Annotated in this window: 12 protein-coding genes and 1 pseudogene; 4 read left to right on the forward strand and 9 right to left on the reverse strand. The window is 66.2% G+C overall.

The features are described from left to right. Positions 1-135 precede the first annotated feature (135 nt). The 6 genes from ACFE71_RS11600 to ACFE71_RS11625 form a co-directional block, all read right to left on the reverse strand. Positions 136-1,082, reverse strand: a protein-coding gene (locus tag ACFE71_RS11600; protein WP_375428947.1) for an IS630 family transposase whose coding sequence is annotated in 2 segments (ribosomal slippage) — positions 136-737 and positions 737-1,082 — 948 coding nt in all. Because the reading frame shifts where the segments join, the coding sequence is not laid out codon by codon here. Between the two features lie 62 nt (positions 1,083-1,144). Then, positions 1,145-2,122 carry a glycosyltransferase gene (locus ACFE71_RS11605; protein ID WP_375428948.1) on the reverse strand — a complete coding sequence of 326 codons (978 nt, stop codon included), beginning with the start codon at positions 2,120-2,122 and terminating at the stop codon, positions 1,145-1,147. Between the two features lie 571 nt (positions 2,123-2,693). Continuing rightward, entirely contained in the window at positions 2,694-2,843 is a 150-nt protein-coding gene (locus tag ACFE71_RS11610; RefSeq protein ID WP_375428949.1) for a hypothetical protein, read from the reverse strand. Between the two features lie 53 nt (positions 2,844-2,896). Then, the gene (locus ACFE71_RS11615) at positions 2,897-4,495 is read right to left on the reverse strand and encodes a carboxylesterase/lipase family protein (RefSeq protein ID WP_375428958.1); all 1,599 of its coding nucleotides are present in this window, start codon (positions 4,493-4,495) and stop codon (positions 2,897-2,899) included. 38 nt (positions 4,496-4,533) lie between these two features. Further along, the gene (locus ACFE71_RS11620; protein ID WP_375428950.1) at positions 4,534-6,186 is read right to left on the reverse strand and encodes an FAD-dependent monooxygenase; all 1,653 of its coding nucleotides are present in this window, start codon (positions 6,184-6,186) and stop codon (positions 4,534-4,536) included. Positions 6,187-6,330: 144 nt separating this feature from the next. Then, positions 6,331-7,230: a LysR substrate-binding domain-containing protein gene (locus ACFE71_RS11625; RefSeq protein ID WP_375428951.1), complete on the reverse strand. Its 900-nt coding sequence runs from the start codon at positions 7,228-7,230 to the stop codon at positions 6,331-6,333. 159 nt (positions 7,231-7,389) lie between these two features. On the opposite strand from ACFE71_RS11625, the gene ACFE71_RS11630 reads away from it, so the two are divergent. From ACFE71_RS11630 to ACFE71_RS11645, 4 genes are read left to right on the forward strand one after another with little or no spacing between them, the layout of a single operon-like run. After that, on the forward strand, positions 7,390-9,690 hold the full coding sequence (locus ACFE71_RS11630; RefSeq protein WP_375428952.1) for a TonB-dependent receptor: 2,301 nt from the start codon (positions 7,390-7,392) through the stop codon (positions 9,688-9,690). A 12-nt stretch (positions 9,691-9,702) separates the two neighbouring features. Beyond that, positions 9,703-10,554 (forward strand): fumarylacetoacetate hydrolase family protein, encoded by an 852-nt coding sequence (locus ACFE71_RS11635; protein ID WP_375428953.1) that lies wholly within the window; start codon positions 9,703-9,705, stop codon positions 10,552-10,554. A 26-nt stretch (positions 10,555-10,580) separates the two neighbouring features. After that, the gene (locus ACFE71_RS11640) at positions 10,581-11,525 is read left to right on the forward strand and encodes a VOC family protein (protein ID WP_375428954.1); all 945 of its coding nucleotides are present in this window, start codon (positions 10,581-10,583) and stop codon (positions 11,523-11,525) included. Continuing rightward, a complete protein-coding gene (locus tag ACFE71_RS11645; protein WP_375428955.1) occupies positions 11,525-12,850 on the forward strand; it encodes an MFS transporter in 1,326 nt (441 codons plus the stop codon). The genes ACFE71_RS11640 and ACFE71_RS11645 overlap by 1 nt, the downstream gene beginning before the upstream one ends. 431 nt (positions 12,851-13,281) lie before the next feature. Here the strand turns inward: ACFE71_RS11645 and ACFE71_RS11650 are convergent. The 3 genes and pseudogenes from ACFE71_RS11650 to ACFE71_RS11660 all read right to left on the reverse strand — a co-directional run. Continuing rightward, positions 13,282-13,704 (reverse strand): annotated as a pseudogene (locus tag ACFE71_RS11650) (AAA family ATPase); the annotation flags it as partial. A 79-nt stretch (positions 13,705-13,783) separates the two neighbouring features. Further along, positions 13,784-14,557: a hypothetical protein gene (locus tag ACFE71_RS11655; protein ID WP_375428956.1), complete on the reverse strand. Its 774-nt coding sequence runs from the start codon at positions 14,555-14,557 to the stop codon at positions 13,784-13,786. Next, positions 14,554-15,668 (reverse strand): TonB-dependent receptor domain-containing protein (locus tag ACFE71_RS11660; RefSeq protein WP_375428957.1); only part of this gene is annotated, 1,115 nt, incomplete at its 5' end. The genes ACFE71_RS11660 and ACFE71_RS11655, both read right to left, overlap by 4 nt.

Raw genomic sequence — 15,668 nt, forward strand, 5'->3', positions numbered from 1 at the left:
CTTGGACGCCGATCACCCCGCTAAGAGGGTCCTTGTTCCACGCCGATCCACAATCAAGCCAGCGCCGAGGCGTGCCACACGAGCGGCGTTATCAGGCTAATCGCCCATGAAGGGCGCAACTAGAGCAGATTCCGTTCAGTACACATCGTAGCCGGCGGCGGCGAAGTAGTTTGCGCACTCTGCTGGTGTGAAGATGTCGATGGCGTTCCCGATAGCGCGGGAGAGGTCGTCGACGGTGCGTGCGGCGGCTTTGCGCAGGAGCGCCTTGAGTTTGGCGAAGGCGTTCTCGATCGGGTTGAAGTCGGGCGAGTAGGGCGGGAGGAAGAGCAGCCGGGCGCCCTTTGCCTCGATCGCGATGCGCGCGGCGGCGCTTTTGTGGGCGGGCAGGTTGTCCAGGATAACGACATCGCCGGGCTTGAGCGTCGGAGCGAGAGCCTGGCTGACCCAGGCCTCGAACCACGTCCCCGTCATTGGTCCATCGATGACGAGCGGCGCGGTCATGCCCGAAAGCCGCAGCCCACCGACAAAGGTGGTCGTCATCCAGTGACCGTGGGGCACGGCCATGCGAAGCCGCTCGCCGCGGGGAGCGCGTCCGTACCGACGCGCCATCTTGGTGCTGGCTCCGGTCTCGTCCACGAAGATCAGCGTCTCGGGATCGAGGTCGAGCTGGCCGTCGAACCACGCCTCGCGCGCGCTCAGCACGTCGGGCCGATCCTGCTCTTGCGCGTGGCCGGTCTTTTTTTGCGCGTATGGTCGTGGCGCGCGAAGAAGCGCCACAGCGTCGACACCGCGACCGCGACCCCCTCGGCAGCCAGCGCCGCGCGCAGCTCGGCGAGGGTTATGTCAGGGGTCGCCTCGTACAGCGCCCAGATGCGCGCCGCCTTGGCTTCGGTGTTCGCCGAGCGCGTGTCGCCACCCTGCGGCTTGGCCGCGGGCTTGCCATGGTCGCGCTGAAGCGCCGCCCATCTCACAGCACTTGCCGCACTCACCCCGAAGCGCGCCGCCGCCGCACGACGCGACAGGCCTTTGGAGATAGCTCCAACCACCCGCTCGCGCAGGTCCATCGACAACGGCTTACCCACCTGCCCGGCCTCCCCTCACCGAAGGCAAGGCTGAATCAGACTTCGTCCCACTTGGGAATCCCTCAACGATTCAGGCCGCTCGGAAACTGCTCTAGCTGCGGTCTGCCGCTTCGGAGCGCCTGCCCGGTAGTCCCGACGCCACCATGGTGCACTACCACTGCCGCGCGCGGGAAGAGCAGCGAGTGCGGCGCGTAACTACGTATGAGCACCTGGTCCGAGCCCGTCGCCTCTGCCTCCCCGACCAGCAGCACCGCACGCTTGCCGAGCCGCTTGGCTGCTATTGCGGCCTGCGCGTACAGGTCAGTGTCGGAGTAAGGCACAAACGAGCCGAGCGAGACAACGAGCGGCGGCGGTCCGTTATCGAGGAAGGCGGCCAATTCCTGATCGAGCACCACCGTTCCATCCTCGTCGGCATCGTACCAGGGAAAGCCCGTCACTGCCGATGGGTACGGCGCGTCGTGCGGCAGCGTCGCAAAGACTGCGGAGTAAGTCCCGATCGACAAGGCCGGCCTGGTTCCTGCATCGATCATCGGTGCCCCGCGAGTGGGGCCCAAACCGTAAAGCGCACGCACCCTGTCGATCTCGCGCCCGTACCGCAATCGCATGTACCGCCTGCCGCCAGCAAGGATCAGCCGATTCCAACCCTGGCCCATGCGCGCAGGCGATGGCCGAGCCACGAAACGAAAGTCGGGACCGCTTGGCGGGTTGTCGGCGGAAAACCACGACATTGGCTGAAGCACCGTGTGGATGAACGGTAACCCAAGGCGTTCGGCGGCGATCGGTGCGGCGAACGTGAAGGCGGACCCGGTCACTGCGCTCGCCCCCTTCGCAATACGAAGCAGCCGGCCGACGCTGTCGGCCAGGGGTGGCAGTAAAATCCGACCGACTAGGAAATGGCTGTCGAGCAGAATGCGCCGTATTACCTCCTGATCCGGCAAGCCCGTCGCACGCCCGACCTCCTCAAATGATGGCAGGATCGCGTGTGCCTCGAGTCCCGCCGAGCGCACTTTCGCGAGATGGTCTTCCGGCACCGCGAGCACTGTCTCTGCCCCACGGACACGTAGCGCGCGACCGATTGCAATAAACGGATGCAAGTCGCCAAGCGAGCCCACCGTGGCAAGGACAATCCGAGGCGCGACCATGGAAATCACCAGTAGGCGGATCTGCCTACGTGGCTGGTACTATCGACGCTGATCGCCCTGCAAGGAGGACCCAGATGCGGACATTGGGGAACCCTCCGCTGCTCCCCGGGATCGGACGCTCATTCATTTCGGTGACGAGCACGTCGTTGCACAGGTCCTGTGCAGGATCTTGCATGAACGGTGAGCGCTCCTCGATCCAAACAGAACGTTGCGCAACCAATCCGGCCGCCTCGTGACCGATCTCACCCGCGTGTATACGAGGAGCAGCGGTACGACTTCGTATGCCGGTTGAATCACCGGCGGGTTCTACTCCAGGCAGCAGCATTTGGGCGAGTAACCGCTCGGTCACGCCCTGCGCTGTTGTCTCAGCTCCCTGAACTGCATCGTGATATCCTGAAACGTGATCAGGATCAGAACACACCAGCTGCTGGTCACATGTTTTATCACCTTAATTGAGGAGCATTCAGCCTCAAAGAGACGCCGCGATGGTGAGCCCTTCATTGTCGATGCCGACGTTGTCGGAATCGGAGGTCATGCCGGTAATGCCGCTCACTTGATCAGCGTCGGTCGGCGGCTCCGGAATGCAGCACAAGCTGCAACGGCCCACGTAGATTGTCATACCGTCGTGGACCGACCCCTCAGGCGCGGCAATGTCGTCGGGGTGGAGTTTGTTCAGGGGTATGAGGACGATCGACTCTGCGTGCTGAGCGCGGGACCGGCCTTAGGCAGGGTACGCCATCGAGTTGGCAACGCTCCATATCGCCGGTAGCTTGAGAGGAAGCGCAAGCGCGCTGCCTCAGCCGGGATTTTGATAGCGAGAGCCGACCCGATCTCCAGCACCTCGCTGTTAGTCCCGAAGACGGGCCAGCGCGGCAGCCCCGGACCGTTGGGGTCGCCGTGTGTTGCGAAGTTCACCCAATAGGACATCATCTGATCGGAAAGCGCGCGATCAGCTTCACCGGGCGGAGTCGTCGATCCGACGATCCGCTGCGGGGTAAGCGTGCCGAACACGAACGGCGGATCGACCGCATGGCTGGCAACCGGCACGTAGGGCGAGGTGTAGGAGAAGCGGTAGCCGTAGACCGGCGCTCGACCGCTCGCCTTGTGCAAACTCAGCCATTCCCAGACCTGCTGACTGATGACGAGGTCGCCGACGAGCGCATTAGCGGACGACTTCGCCTGCTGGTCGCTCGCTGCAGGATAGTGGGCGAAGAAGTCGGCTAAACGGTCGCGACCGAACTGCTCGGCGGCCGCCTCGCGGAAGACGCTCGCGCTCGAGTGCGGCAGGGCTCGCGCGCGAAACGGCAGATCCTCGGCCGAATTCCAGCCGGCCATAAGCGGGACTCGAAGCTGCTTGCCGGCTGCATAGCGGGAGGCCGGCGCCTGGGGCACGACATACCCGTCGATACTCGGTGAGAAGGCGGTGGTGCCGGGGTCCTTGGTGAAATCCCAGTCGGCGGCGGCGTTCAGCCGGTCGGCAGGCACCTCCCGTAGATCGGTAAGCGACCTCGCTCTCAGGGTGGCCGCCAGCGCGACTCCGCGCCTGCGCGCCTCGTCACGCGTGGCGAGCGACCCATGCTCGCTGTCCCAAAAGGCGCCGCTTTGGCCGATAGCCTTGTGGATCAGCCCCTTCGCGAGCGGAGAGGCGAGCAGCAGCCCGATCGCGTGTGCCCCGGCCGACTCGCCGAACACCGTTACGTTCGCGGGATCGCCGCCGAACGCCGCGACGTTCAATTTTACCCAGCGCAGCGCCGCGATTTGGTCCTGCAGGCCGTAGTTGCCGGACGGCCCTTCGCGGTCGAGGTCCGGGTGCGCCATGAAGCCGAACACGCCGACGCGGTAGTTGATGCTGACGACCACGACACCCTTTTCCGCGAGCCGCGAGCCGTCGCTGGACGGCTCCGCAGAGGAACCAAACTGGAATCCGCCACCATGGATCCAGACCATGACCGGGCGCTTCTCAGCCGTCCGTCCGGCCGCCGTCCAGACGTTCAGCTTGAGGCAGTCCTCGCTGCGCGGCGGCCCCGGCGCGGGATCGTTGGTCCAGGCCGACAAACAACGTGCGCCGAAGCGGGTCGCGTCGATATCCGCGCTGGACGCGGGCGTCGGCTGGGGCGCTCGCCAGCGCAACGGCCCGACCGGGGCCGCAGCGTACGGTATGCCCTTGAAGGCCAGCACGCCCCGTTCGTCCGGCACCGAGGCGCGCATGGTGCCTTGCGCGACCATAACAATTTGTCCGAGCTGCGTTTGTGCGGCCGCCGCGCCATGCACCGTCAAGGCGATTACCGCTCCAGCAAGTACTCGTTTTGTCATATTTCCGCTCCCACCGATCCCGTCACCCGTTCCTGGGCGATCCCCCCGACGGCACGGGCGAACACCGAGTCCTGCCACTCATTCCCACGCCAGGCGACATACTGGTCCGGGCGCACCAGCGTCAGCGTCGCCGGATACAGCTCTTCCGCTTCGCCCTGGTCAAGGCGCACGACCGCGAACGGGACGCCGCGCGCTCGAGCGTCATGCCGCGCCCGTTCGACCTGGTCGGGGTTCGCGTCCTCACGAATGACGAGGGCAAAGCCTTGCCCGAACAGGTCATAAAGCGATCGTCCATCCGTCTGCCACAGGTGCGGCGCCAAGCAGCCCGGGCGGCTGGACGGTTCGTATCGCCGGCCGTCGCGTTCGCCGCGTTCGATTTCGGCATCATCAGGCAGGACGGGGGACCGCCCGTAACAGCCGCCAAGCACCGTTCCAAGCGTGTGGAACTCGCGTTCCTTGACCGCGACGATCTCCGCCCCGACCGCGCGACGCTTGGCCTGGCCGTCAGCATCCGCCGCCTCCAGCCCGTCCGACCAAAAATCGTTAGACAGGACGGAGTGGTTACCTTCCGCCTCGGCAATAACTTCTTGATGGATTGCGCGTCGCTCCACCTCGTAGCTGTCGAGCAGCGCCGCCCCGCCCCACCCGCTGATCGTCGCGGCCATCTTCCACCCGAGATCGACGCCATCGGCGACGCCCATGTTCATGCCGTAGCCGCCGAAGGGCGGATGAAGGTGACACGCATCGCCGATCAGGAAAATGCGCCGGTCCCGGTACCTGTCGGCGATCAGGCTGCTGGCGATCCATTCGTCGCTGCTGAGGATCTCATATGGCAGGTCGATGCCAGTCGATGTCCGGATCAGCTCGGCCGCGTTGTCGGTCGTGATTTTGAAGCCGTCGGGAAGCCGCGTCGGCATGAAGAACCAGATGTCGTCCCGGTCCATCGGCCCGATCAGGCTGGGCGCGGCGGGATTGACCTGCCAGTACATCGTGGCGGGGCCGTGACCGTGCGCCTCGGCTAGGCCGGGTGCTCGGAATACGACGTTGGAGTTCCGGGACAGGCCGTAGACGCCCTCCATCTTGGCGCCGATATGGTCGCGCAGCGCGCTTCGCGCGCCATCTGCCCCGACGACGTAGGCGCAGCGTACCTCCACCTCGCGATCGGCGACGAGGTCGCGCAGCCTCAGCGTCACGCCGTTCTCGTCCTGCTGGGCGGAGACGAACTCGGTGCTGAAGCGGAGCGTCACGCCGGGCAGGCTCTCGGCATGCTCGCGCAGGACCTGCTCCAGCTTGTATTGTGGCACCCACTGGCCGTGTTCGGGATAGCGATCGTCGCGCGCCGGGTCGCAATTCGACGCGTTCTCGATGCGTGCCAAGCCATACCCACCGAGGCGCGTCACGAAGTTGACGGTCGAGGGGTAGTCGACGCCGAACGGCGACACCTCGGCAAGCCGGTCGGCGATGCCCCAGCGCCGCAGATGAGTGCGAGTGCGGACATTGGTGGTCTTGGCGCGGGGCGCATATCCGACGCGGTCGTTGCGCTCGACCAGCAGGCAATCGACGCCGCGCGAACCTAACTCGAGTGCGAGCGCAAGCCCGCTCGGCCCCGATCCGATCACGACAACCGCATGATTCTCTACCGTCTCCATCGAACAGCTCGGCTCCGTCCCCGATTCAGGAGCAACCCTCGTTGCGTCCTGCCCCCGCCATCTGCCGAGCGGTGGACGTGGCTTCGATACGGGGCGGCAAGCGATAAGAAACGATGGCAAAACTCGGTGGGTGTTGCCGCTTTGCTATCGGCGCTGGTTCAGCGCTGATCGACGGAACAGGTCACATAGGTGCTCTGCGACCGGGGTGAGCGGCAGGTTGGCGCGGATGACGACGCAGATCGCGGGAGCGGCCAGCTCCTCCCGCAAAGGGATCTGCACCAACAGCCGGCCCGCCCGGGCAAAATCGAGCCACTGGCGCGGTAGCATCGTCAGGATGTCGGAGGACGCCGCCACCGTGATCATGGACAGCGCGCTTTGCGCCTGAACCGCGATCACCGGGTTTGGTAGTCCGCGCTTCTCGAAAAGCGGGAACAGCTCCGCCTCGCTATTGGCCGTTACCGAGGTCGCCACCCAGCGCGCGTCCGCCAGTTCGGCGAGCGAGGTCGCGCCCGCCAGGGGATGGCCGCGCCGGCACAGAACAACACGCTGATTGTCGAACAACTTCTCGACCATGAACTCGCCCGCCAGCCGGTCCTCGGACAGAGGTCCAACATAGAAGTCGACGGATCCATCGCGGATTGCTGGTTCCAACGTCGGGAATAGCCCCTCGGCGATGCGCAGCCGCACGTCAGGGTAGCGTCGGCGGAACGGTTCCAGCACCTTGGGCAGCATCGCGACGTGGGGCGCGGTCGATAACCCGATCGAGACAACGCCGGTGCTGACGCCCTTGAGTTGCTGCACCTCGTCGCGCGCTCGGTCGAGTTCCATTTGCACCGCTACGCTGCGCCTTACGAACGCCTCGCCGATCGGGGTCAGCTTCATGCCGCCTGAGCTGCGCTCGAACAGGGTCGCGCCTAGCTCCTGCTCCAGGTCGCGGATGCTTCGTGTAATCGCCGGCTGCGCTATTCCGAGGTGCCGTGCGGCGCGGCGAAGCCCGCCGAGTTCGGCCACTGTCGTGAGGTGGCGCAGTTGGACGAGCTTCATGGTGATGCCGTTCTAGCAACACCACTGCACATTTGCCATCGTTCCTTATCGCCCAGGCTCGTCTAACCAACCCTGAACCAGGGTGCGCAGATGCCCGGTCGGGAGCCAACACTCCCGCCATCAAGACGGTAGGAGAGGGATTTGGGCGGTTCGACCAGGATGAAGCTGGCTCTGACGGTTTCGGTGACTGCGCTGGGCCTCGTGACGCCCACCGTTGCGCTGCCGCAGAGCGCCGGCACCACGGGCGCGGCCACAGCGGATCCGACGCAAACGGCCAAGCCCGCAGGGAACGACGAGGAGGCGAGCAGCTCGCCGGTCGGCGACACAAACACCACCGACATCGTCGTTACAGCCCAGCGTCGCGAACAGCGGTTGCAGGAGGCTCCCGTCGCGGTGACCGCGCTCTCGGAAGGCGCACTCGACCAGCTCAACGTCGCTGACACCCGCGACCTGATGACGGTGGTGCCGAGCCTTCAGGTCAGCACGCAGAGCGGTGGCGACAGCGGCGGCTCCGCCACCTTCTTCCTCCGCGGCTTCGGTCAGCAGCGGGCGGGCAACGGGTCGGAGCCGGCGGTCGGCATCTATGTCGACGATTTCTACTATCCCTCCCTTCAGGGCACGATCTTCGAGGTGGTCGACCTGGCGTCGATCGAGGTGCTGCGCGGACCGCAGGGAACGCTGTTCGGGCGCAACACGATCGCCGGCGCGATCCGCTACACGACCCGGGCCGCCGAGTTGAACACGTTTTCAGGCCATGTCTCGGGCGCGGTCGGCAATTTCGATCGCTACGACATCTCCGGCGGGCTGAACGTGCCGATCGGCGACTTCGCCGCGTTGCGACTGACCGGCGGGCATGTCGAGCAGGCGGGGTTCGTCCGGGCGCAGCCGTCGGGACGCAGGGTCGGCGACACCAAGACCGATCTGATCCGGCTGCAGGCGCGCATCGAGCCGACCCCCGACATTTATGTCGACCTGTCCGGCCAGTACAGCAAGTTCGAGCTCGACGGCTTCAACTACAACACGCGTGGGCCGATCACGCCGGTGCCGCCCCGGTCGGGCAGCTCGCCGACGCTGCCGCTCATCTACAACACACGCATCGCGCCCGCCCGCGGCCTGCCGCAGTATAACGAGGCATTCCGGACATCGGGCTACTATACTCAATACGACACGCTGTTTCCCGAGTTCAGCGAGACGGAGTACAAGAACGCGCTGGCGACCGTCGGCTGGACGATCACGCCGGGGCTGACGCTGAAATCGCTGACCGGCTGGCAGAAGGTGGACTCTCGCCTCAGCAGCGACCTGGACGGGTCGCCGATCCCGATCTTCAACGGCGGCATCCTGGTCTCGGCGACCCGCGCCTTCTCGCAGGAGGTGCAGCTCAACGGCTCGCTGTTCGACAAGCGTTTGAACTTCGTTACCGGCGTCTTCTACTACAATGAGCGCTCTCCGGGCCGACTGCCCGAGCGGCCGAACTTCGTCCTGGCGGCACCTACCGCCCCGGTGCCGACCGACCGCAACCTGAAATCCTATGCGGGCTTCGTCGACGGCTCATTCAGGCTCACCGACACGCTCAGCGTGCTCGGCGGCTTCCGCTACAGCGAGGATCACAAGGAGGTGATCGCGCGCAATGCCGCCGGCGCGCTCCTCGCTAGTGCCGAGAGGACGTTCGACAGCAGGACGTTTCGCGCGGGTCTCCAGCAGCAATGGACGCCGGACGTGATGACCTACGCCAACGTCTCGACCGGCTTCCGCGGCGGCGGGTTCAACCCCTATGTCGCCACGCGCAACCCCCAACTCCAGCCGTTCGAGCCCGAAAAGGCGACCAGCTACGAGGTCGGCGCGCGCCTCCAGTTCCTCGATCGGCGGATCACGCTCAACCCGACCGTCTTCTACGTCGACTACGACGCGATCCAGGTCCAGAGCGCGCGGCCAAACGCGGCGACGGGCAATGTCGACTTGATCCTGGAGAACGCCGGCAAGGCGCGCAGCTACGGCTTCGAGGTGGAATATTCCGCTGCGATCACCGACCAGTTCCGCGTGTTCGGCAACGTCGCCTACCTCAACATCAAGTATACGGACGTTGGTACAGCGACGGCGATCACGCTTGCCAGCGAGTTCCAGCGCGCGCCCGAGCTGACCTTCGCGCTGGGCGCCGCCCACACGCTCGAGTTCGGCTCGGGCGCACGGATCGTCAGCACGCTCAACTACAGCTTCCAGGATGATCAGCAGAGCACCCCGACCGACGCCGACGCGCTGCGTCTGCGCGCCTATGGGCTGCTCAATGGCCGCATCGAGTTCACCCCCGCCGCCAAGCGGTTCAGCATCGCGGGCTATGTCACCAACATCACCGACGAGCGCTACGACATCGGCGGCGTGAACTACTACTCGAACGTGGGCGCGGCGCGCTACGATCTGGGCCGGCCGCGCGAGTACGGGCTAACGGCCCGCGTGAACTTTTGATTGGAGCGGCACATGCGACTCGTCAGGTTTGACAACGACGGCGCGCGGATCGGCGCGGTGAAGGGCGACGGCGTGGTCGACCTGATCGCGGCCGGAAGTCGCTGGACGACGATCCGCGACATCGCGGGCGGCGGCGCGGCGGCGCTCGACGAGCTGCGCGAGATCGTCGAGCGGACGCAGCCCGACCATGACCTGGGCGCGCTGCGCCTGCTCGCGCCGATCGAGCGGCCGGGCAAGTACCTCGCTATCGGCATGAACTACGCCAAGCACCTGGAGGAGGCGGACAAGCTGGGCGTGAAGCGCTCGGCCCACCAGACCTGGTTTAACAAGCAGACCACGTGCGTCTCCGGGCCGTACGACCCGATCGAGCCCGGCGTGACGGAGAAGCTGGACTACGAGGTCGAGCTGGTCGCGGTGGTCGGGCGCGCCGCGAAGGGCGTGTCGGAGGCGGGGGCGCCGGCCCACGTCTTCGGCTATACGATCGGCAACGACGTGTCGGCGCGCGATTGGCAGTTCCACACCCCGACGTTCACGATGGGCAAGTCGTTCGACACCCATGGCCCGATCGGTCCCTGTATCGTTACCGCCGACGAACTGCCGGATCCGCACGGGCTGCGACTCCGGTCCTGGGTCAATGGCGAGCTGCGGCAAGACAATGACACGGGGCAGATGATCCACAATCTGTGGAAGCAGATCGCCTACCTCTCGACCGCTTTCACGTTGGAGCCGGGCGACCTGATCGCCACGGGCACGCCGGAGGGCGTCGGCGTGGGAATGGACCCGCCCCGCTTCCTGCAGCCGGGCGACGTCGTCCGCTGCGAGGTCGAGCGGATCGGCGCGATCGAGAACCGGGTCGCGGGCTGACGAAACAAGACGAGAAGGAGAGCGAGATGGCCGTTCTGGGCGCGTTGTCATTGACGCTGGAAGTGCCGGAGATCGAGACCGGCGTGAAGTTCTACACGGACGCGGGGTTGGCTTCGACGGTTGAGGGGAACGTCGCGCGGCTGCGTTGCGAGGGGCAGGATCGGGACTCGATCGTGCTGCTAGGCGGATATTCGAAGAAGCGGCTGCACCACATCTCGCTGCGTGCCGATGACCTGGACGGTATCGCCGCGAGGATCTGTGAGCACGACGGCAAGATCGTCAACGCGCCCGAGGGATTCGAGGACAACGGCTTGTGGATCGAGGATCCGCACGGGATGCTGATCCATCTCTCGGAGCACGCTGCGGATCCCGAGCTGATGGCCGGCAACCCCTATGAGATCAACGCGCCGGGGCGCGTGGTGCGCAGCCGGCGGTCGGCGATGCTGCCTGGCGCATCCTACCCGGCTGCCCGGCCGCTGCGCCTTGGTCACATCCTGGTGTTCAGCCCCGACGTGCCGAAGAGCGTCGAGTTCGTGACCGAGGCGCTCGGCATGGGGCTCGCCGACCGCGCCCAGGACATCATCGCCTTCTGCTGCGCCAGGAAGGACAGCGACCATCACGTCGTCGCATTCGCTAAGTCGCCGGGCGTCGGCTTCCACCACGCCAGCTTCCAGGTGCACGATCCCGACGAGGTCGGCCGGGGCGGCCGCGCGCTCCACGCCAAGGCGGGCAAGGGCGACTGGGGCTTCGGCCGGCACACGATCGGGTCGAACTTCTTCCACTACATTCAGGATCCGTGGGGCTCATGGTTCGAGTACTACTCCGACATGGATCACATCGACGATTACTCGCTGTGGACTCCCACTAATTACGATATGGCCGATAGCCTCGCGAACTGGGCTCCCGAAGTGCCGCACGACTTCGTTCACAATTACGAGGTCGACTCGCAGCCCGCGCGCGAGCACGCCTGATGGACGGGACGGCGACGGCCGACGACATCCGTCGCCGTTTCGACGCGGCCCCGATGGGCCGGACGCAGATGGCTGCGGTAGCCGTTACCGTCCTCATCTCCGCGCTCGACGGGTATGACGTCCTGTCTGTCACCTTCGCGGCGCCCGCGATCACGCGCGACTGGAACGTCGGCAAGGCCGCGCTCGGCGTCGTGCTGTCGGCGGGGCTTGCCGGCATGGCGCTCGGGTCCCTCCTGCTGGCTCCCCTCGCCGACCTCGTCGGACGACGCAAGCTGGTGCTCGCCAGCCTCGGACTGATGGCTGCGGGCATGTCGCTCTCCGCGTTCGCGCAGTCGCTCCCGCAGCTCGCGGTATGGCGGGTGCTGACCGGGCTTGGCATTGGCACGATGGTAGCCGTCATCAATCCCGTCGCAGCCGAGTTCTCGAACGCGCGCCGCCGCTCGCTGGCGTTGGCACTGATGGCGATGGGTTATCCGATGGGGGGCTTGATCGGCGGGCTGCTCGCCGCGGCGCTGTTACGCCTTTACGACTGGCGGGCCGTGTTCGTGGCGGGCGCGGTCGCCGCCGTACTGCTCGTGCCTATAGTGCTACGGTTCCTCCCCGAACCGCTCGCATTCCTGCTCTCAAGACGGCGCACTGACGGGCTGGAGCGGGTCAATGCGCTGCTCGTACGCTGCGGGCAGCAACCGGTCGCGAGCCTGCCCGCTCCGGCCAGCCGGAGCGAAAGAGGGTACGCGGCTATCTTCGCGCCCACGCAGCGCGCGATCACGCTTCGTCTCACGGCCGCCAACCTTCTGTTCGTGATGACCGTCTATTATGTTCTCAGCTGGCTGCCGCAGATGGTCGCCGACCAGGGGTTTGCGCCGTCTTCAGCCAGCCTGGTTGCGTCGATGGCCAACCTCTTCGGCGTGCTCGGAGGCGTCACGCTCGGGGTCGTCGCCCAGCGCACGGGGCTCCGCCGGACGACGGTGGCGATGATGGTCGGACTGGGCATAGCCACCGCCGCGTTCGGCGTCACACCCGCGTCTCTGCCGCTCCTGATGGCGACGGCCGGTGTCTGCGGGTTCTTCCTGTTCGGAGGCATCGCCGGCATCTACGCCACGCTCGCGACAAGTTTCGACGCCGGCGCGCGTGCCTCAGGAGCCGGCTTTGTGATCGGGATTGGGCGCGTCGGAAGTGCAATCGCGCCGCTGCTGGCAGGCTTTCTCTTCGCGGCGCAACTCGGTCGGGGAGTCGTGTCGGCTACCTTTGCCGCGTTGACGATCATCGCGGGCTTGCTGCTGGCACTCTCCTCGTCGAACAAACGGACCGCTGCCGCCGCGTGAGATCCTGAGGCTTTGGCCTAGTGGCTCGGTCTGGCGCAGCAACCAGCCATTCAGGGCAGATCCGCCAGCTACGGTGAGGCGGCAGCCCAGACCCACAACCAGACGTTCACGACGCAATGTCGGCAGCCTGAGTCCGGTCGTTCGTTCAGCTTGCTTTCTTTGCCTCGAATCAGCTGGCCATCGACCGCCAAGCCTGCCCAAGTAAGGCGAGGAGCTCCATTGTCCGGGTAACATGAGGTAACAGCGACCGCCCGCTTGGCGCATGATCGTCATGATCGTCATGATCGTCATGATCGTCATGATGGCGAACCGCCACTTTTAGCGACGGAGGACAACCCCATGAAGAGCTATGTCGGTTTCGACGTCTCCCTCGCGGAGACAAGCGTGTGCGTGCTGAACGCCGGTGGCAAGGTTCGGTTCGAGGGCAACGCCCGCTCGCCGCGGTCCACCTTCACGCCCAAGTCCGCGCCAAGGTCGCCCGTCGCGCGCCATCGGTCGCGCGCCTCGATGTTCGGCTCGCGCACCTCGGCGTTCGTGTGCGTGAGGATGATCCGGGTCTTGTCCGGGCTGGCCTGGCGCCCCCGTTCCCAGCTGTCGACCAGCTCGGCCCGCGCTTGGCTTTGCGTATCGGCCGCCTGCACCACGCCGTGCCGGTCTTAGGCGTCGATGCTCGCTGCCGTCGGCCCGGTCGCGATCGTCTCGGTCGCGTCCTGCTGCCAACCCTCCCGCTGCCGCCTGATCTCGGCGATCTCGGCCGCGCCGTATCGCTCGGCGACACTGCGGAACGCCGCCCCGGCCTCGATCGCCTGCAGCTGCTCCGGGTCGCCGACGAGCGCCACCTTGGAGCCCGCGTCGTCGTCGACGATGGATCCGATCGACGAACCCACCTGAGGGTCCCGACATACGCCCGCTCGGACGCAGTCCGGGCCGGGTTCACCGGGTATCAGGCACTTTGCTGGCCACGAGTTCGGACGTCTTGCGCTCGATCGACCATAGCAGGCGACGATCGCCTCCGTCCCAGCCGATCGCCTGACCGCCGGTCGGGGTAGTCACGGTCGCCACATGCTCGAGCACGCCGCCCGCCTTGGGGACGCGCAGCACGTACAGCTCGGGGCGGTCGTGGCCGGTCACGTACAGCAGGCCGTCCGGCCCCCATGCCCCGCCCGACGAGCTGCGCGGCGCGAAGCGGGCCAGCACCCGGTCCGGGAACCGCCACGTTTCACGCGGCGCGAAGTCGGGGGTGTACCGCACCAGCGCGGTCGCGCGGTGGTCGCGTCCCGGCTCGCCGCCCTTGCCGTCGTAGTTCGCGTACCCCGCCCACCAGCTACCCCGGCGCCAGTCAAGCCAGGTCAGCGATCCATACCCGCTCGGGAGGTCCCGAACCCGCTCCAGCCGCAGCGTCTCGGCGTCGAACGACAGCACTTGGCTCGTCATCGGCACCCGGGGATAGTTGGACGCCGCGCAGACCAGCGCGCGCCGCCGCCGGACGCAGCTGTTGACGTGGGGGAAGCGCGCCGGGTCGCCGTTCCACACCGCCAGCCGCCGCCCGGTCGCCTTGTCGTACCGCGCGACGGTGCTGTTCGCGACCGCAAAGACCGACCGCACGTCCGCCGCGACGCCCTGATGCGCCTCGGGAGCGCGCAGCCGCCGGACCTCGACAGCGGTAAGCCGGATTATCGCCTGCGCTTGGAGGAGCGCCTCGATCAAAAGCGCAGACTCACGCCGACATCGCCGTTGAACGAATAGATCTCGCGCGAGAAGATCTGGTCGCGGTTCGTCTGATAGAAGGTGTTGGGCGCCTCGTTCAGGTTCGACAACGACCCGAACACCGTCAGCGCGCGCGTCACCTGATAGCTGGCCCGCGCGTCGATCACCGTGCGCGCCTTTTGGTACACGTCCGACGCGGTGCTGGCGCCGACATTCTCGATGAAGTCATCGCGGTAGTTGACCGCCACCCGCGCCTCGAAGCCGCCGTGCTCGAAGAACAGCGAGGCGTTGGCGGTGAAGTCGGACTGGCGGAAGAACGGGATATCCTCGTCCTCGCGTCCGGGCACGGTCACGTCCGAGGTGACGTAGGTGCCGTTCACCGAGACGCCGAAGCCGTCGAGCGGCGCGGGCAGGAAGGTGAGGCGGCGCTGGAGGTTCGCCTCGATGCCGAACAGCTCGCCGCGGTCGGCGTTCTGCGGCTGCGACAGTGTCAGGAGCGGCACGCCCGCGAAGCTCGTATTCCGCAATGTGCGCGTGAAGATCGGGTTCTCCAGCCGCTTGTAGAACAAGCCGACCGAGAAGATGCTGTCGGTGTCGGGGTAGTATTCGGCCGACAGGTCGAACCCTAGCGACTTGTACGGCTCCAGGTCCGGATTGCCCGCGGTGCCCGCGCCGTTATCCTCGGCGAAGGTCGGGACCGAGGCGTCGTAATTGGGGCGACCGATCGTGTTGGTCCACGCCGCCCGCAGGATCACGTCGGGCCGCGGCCGGTAGTTCAAATGGACGCTCGGCAGGACGTCCGTGTATTTCTTGTCGAAGGTCAGTGGCGTGATCCCGGTCGCGCTGCGGATGGAAAAAGCGTCGTACCGTCCCTCTGTCCGTTCCACGCGGACGCCGCCGATGGCGGTCAGGTCGCCGATCGCCAGGCTGACCATCCCATAGCCGGCATAGATGTCCTCCTCGATCCGGTAGTCGAGCGACCGTTCGTTGATCGCGGTCTGCGGCGCGTCGAGCCTGACCAGCGCCGCGTTCTCCTCGTAAAAGCGGAGCACCTGCCGGTAATCGATCGCCGGGCCGAACCTGTAATCGCCATTATAGAAGTCCGTGATTT

Source organism: uncultured Sphingomonas sp., assembly GCF_964237155.1.
GTDB lineage: Bacteria > Pseudomonadota > Alphaproteobacteria > Sphingomonadales > Sphingomonadaceae > Sphingomonas.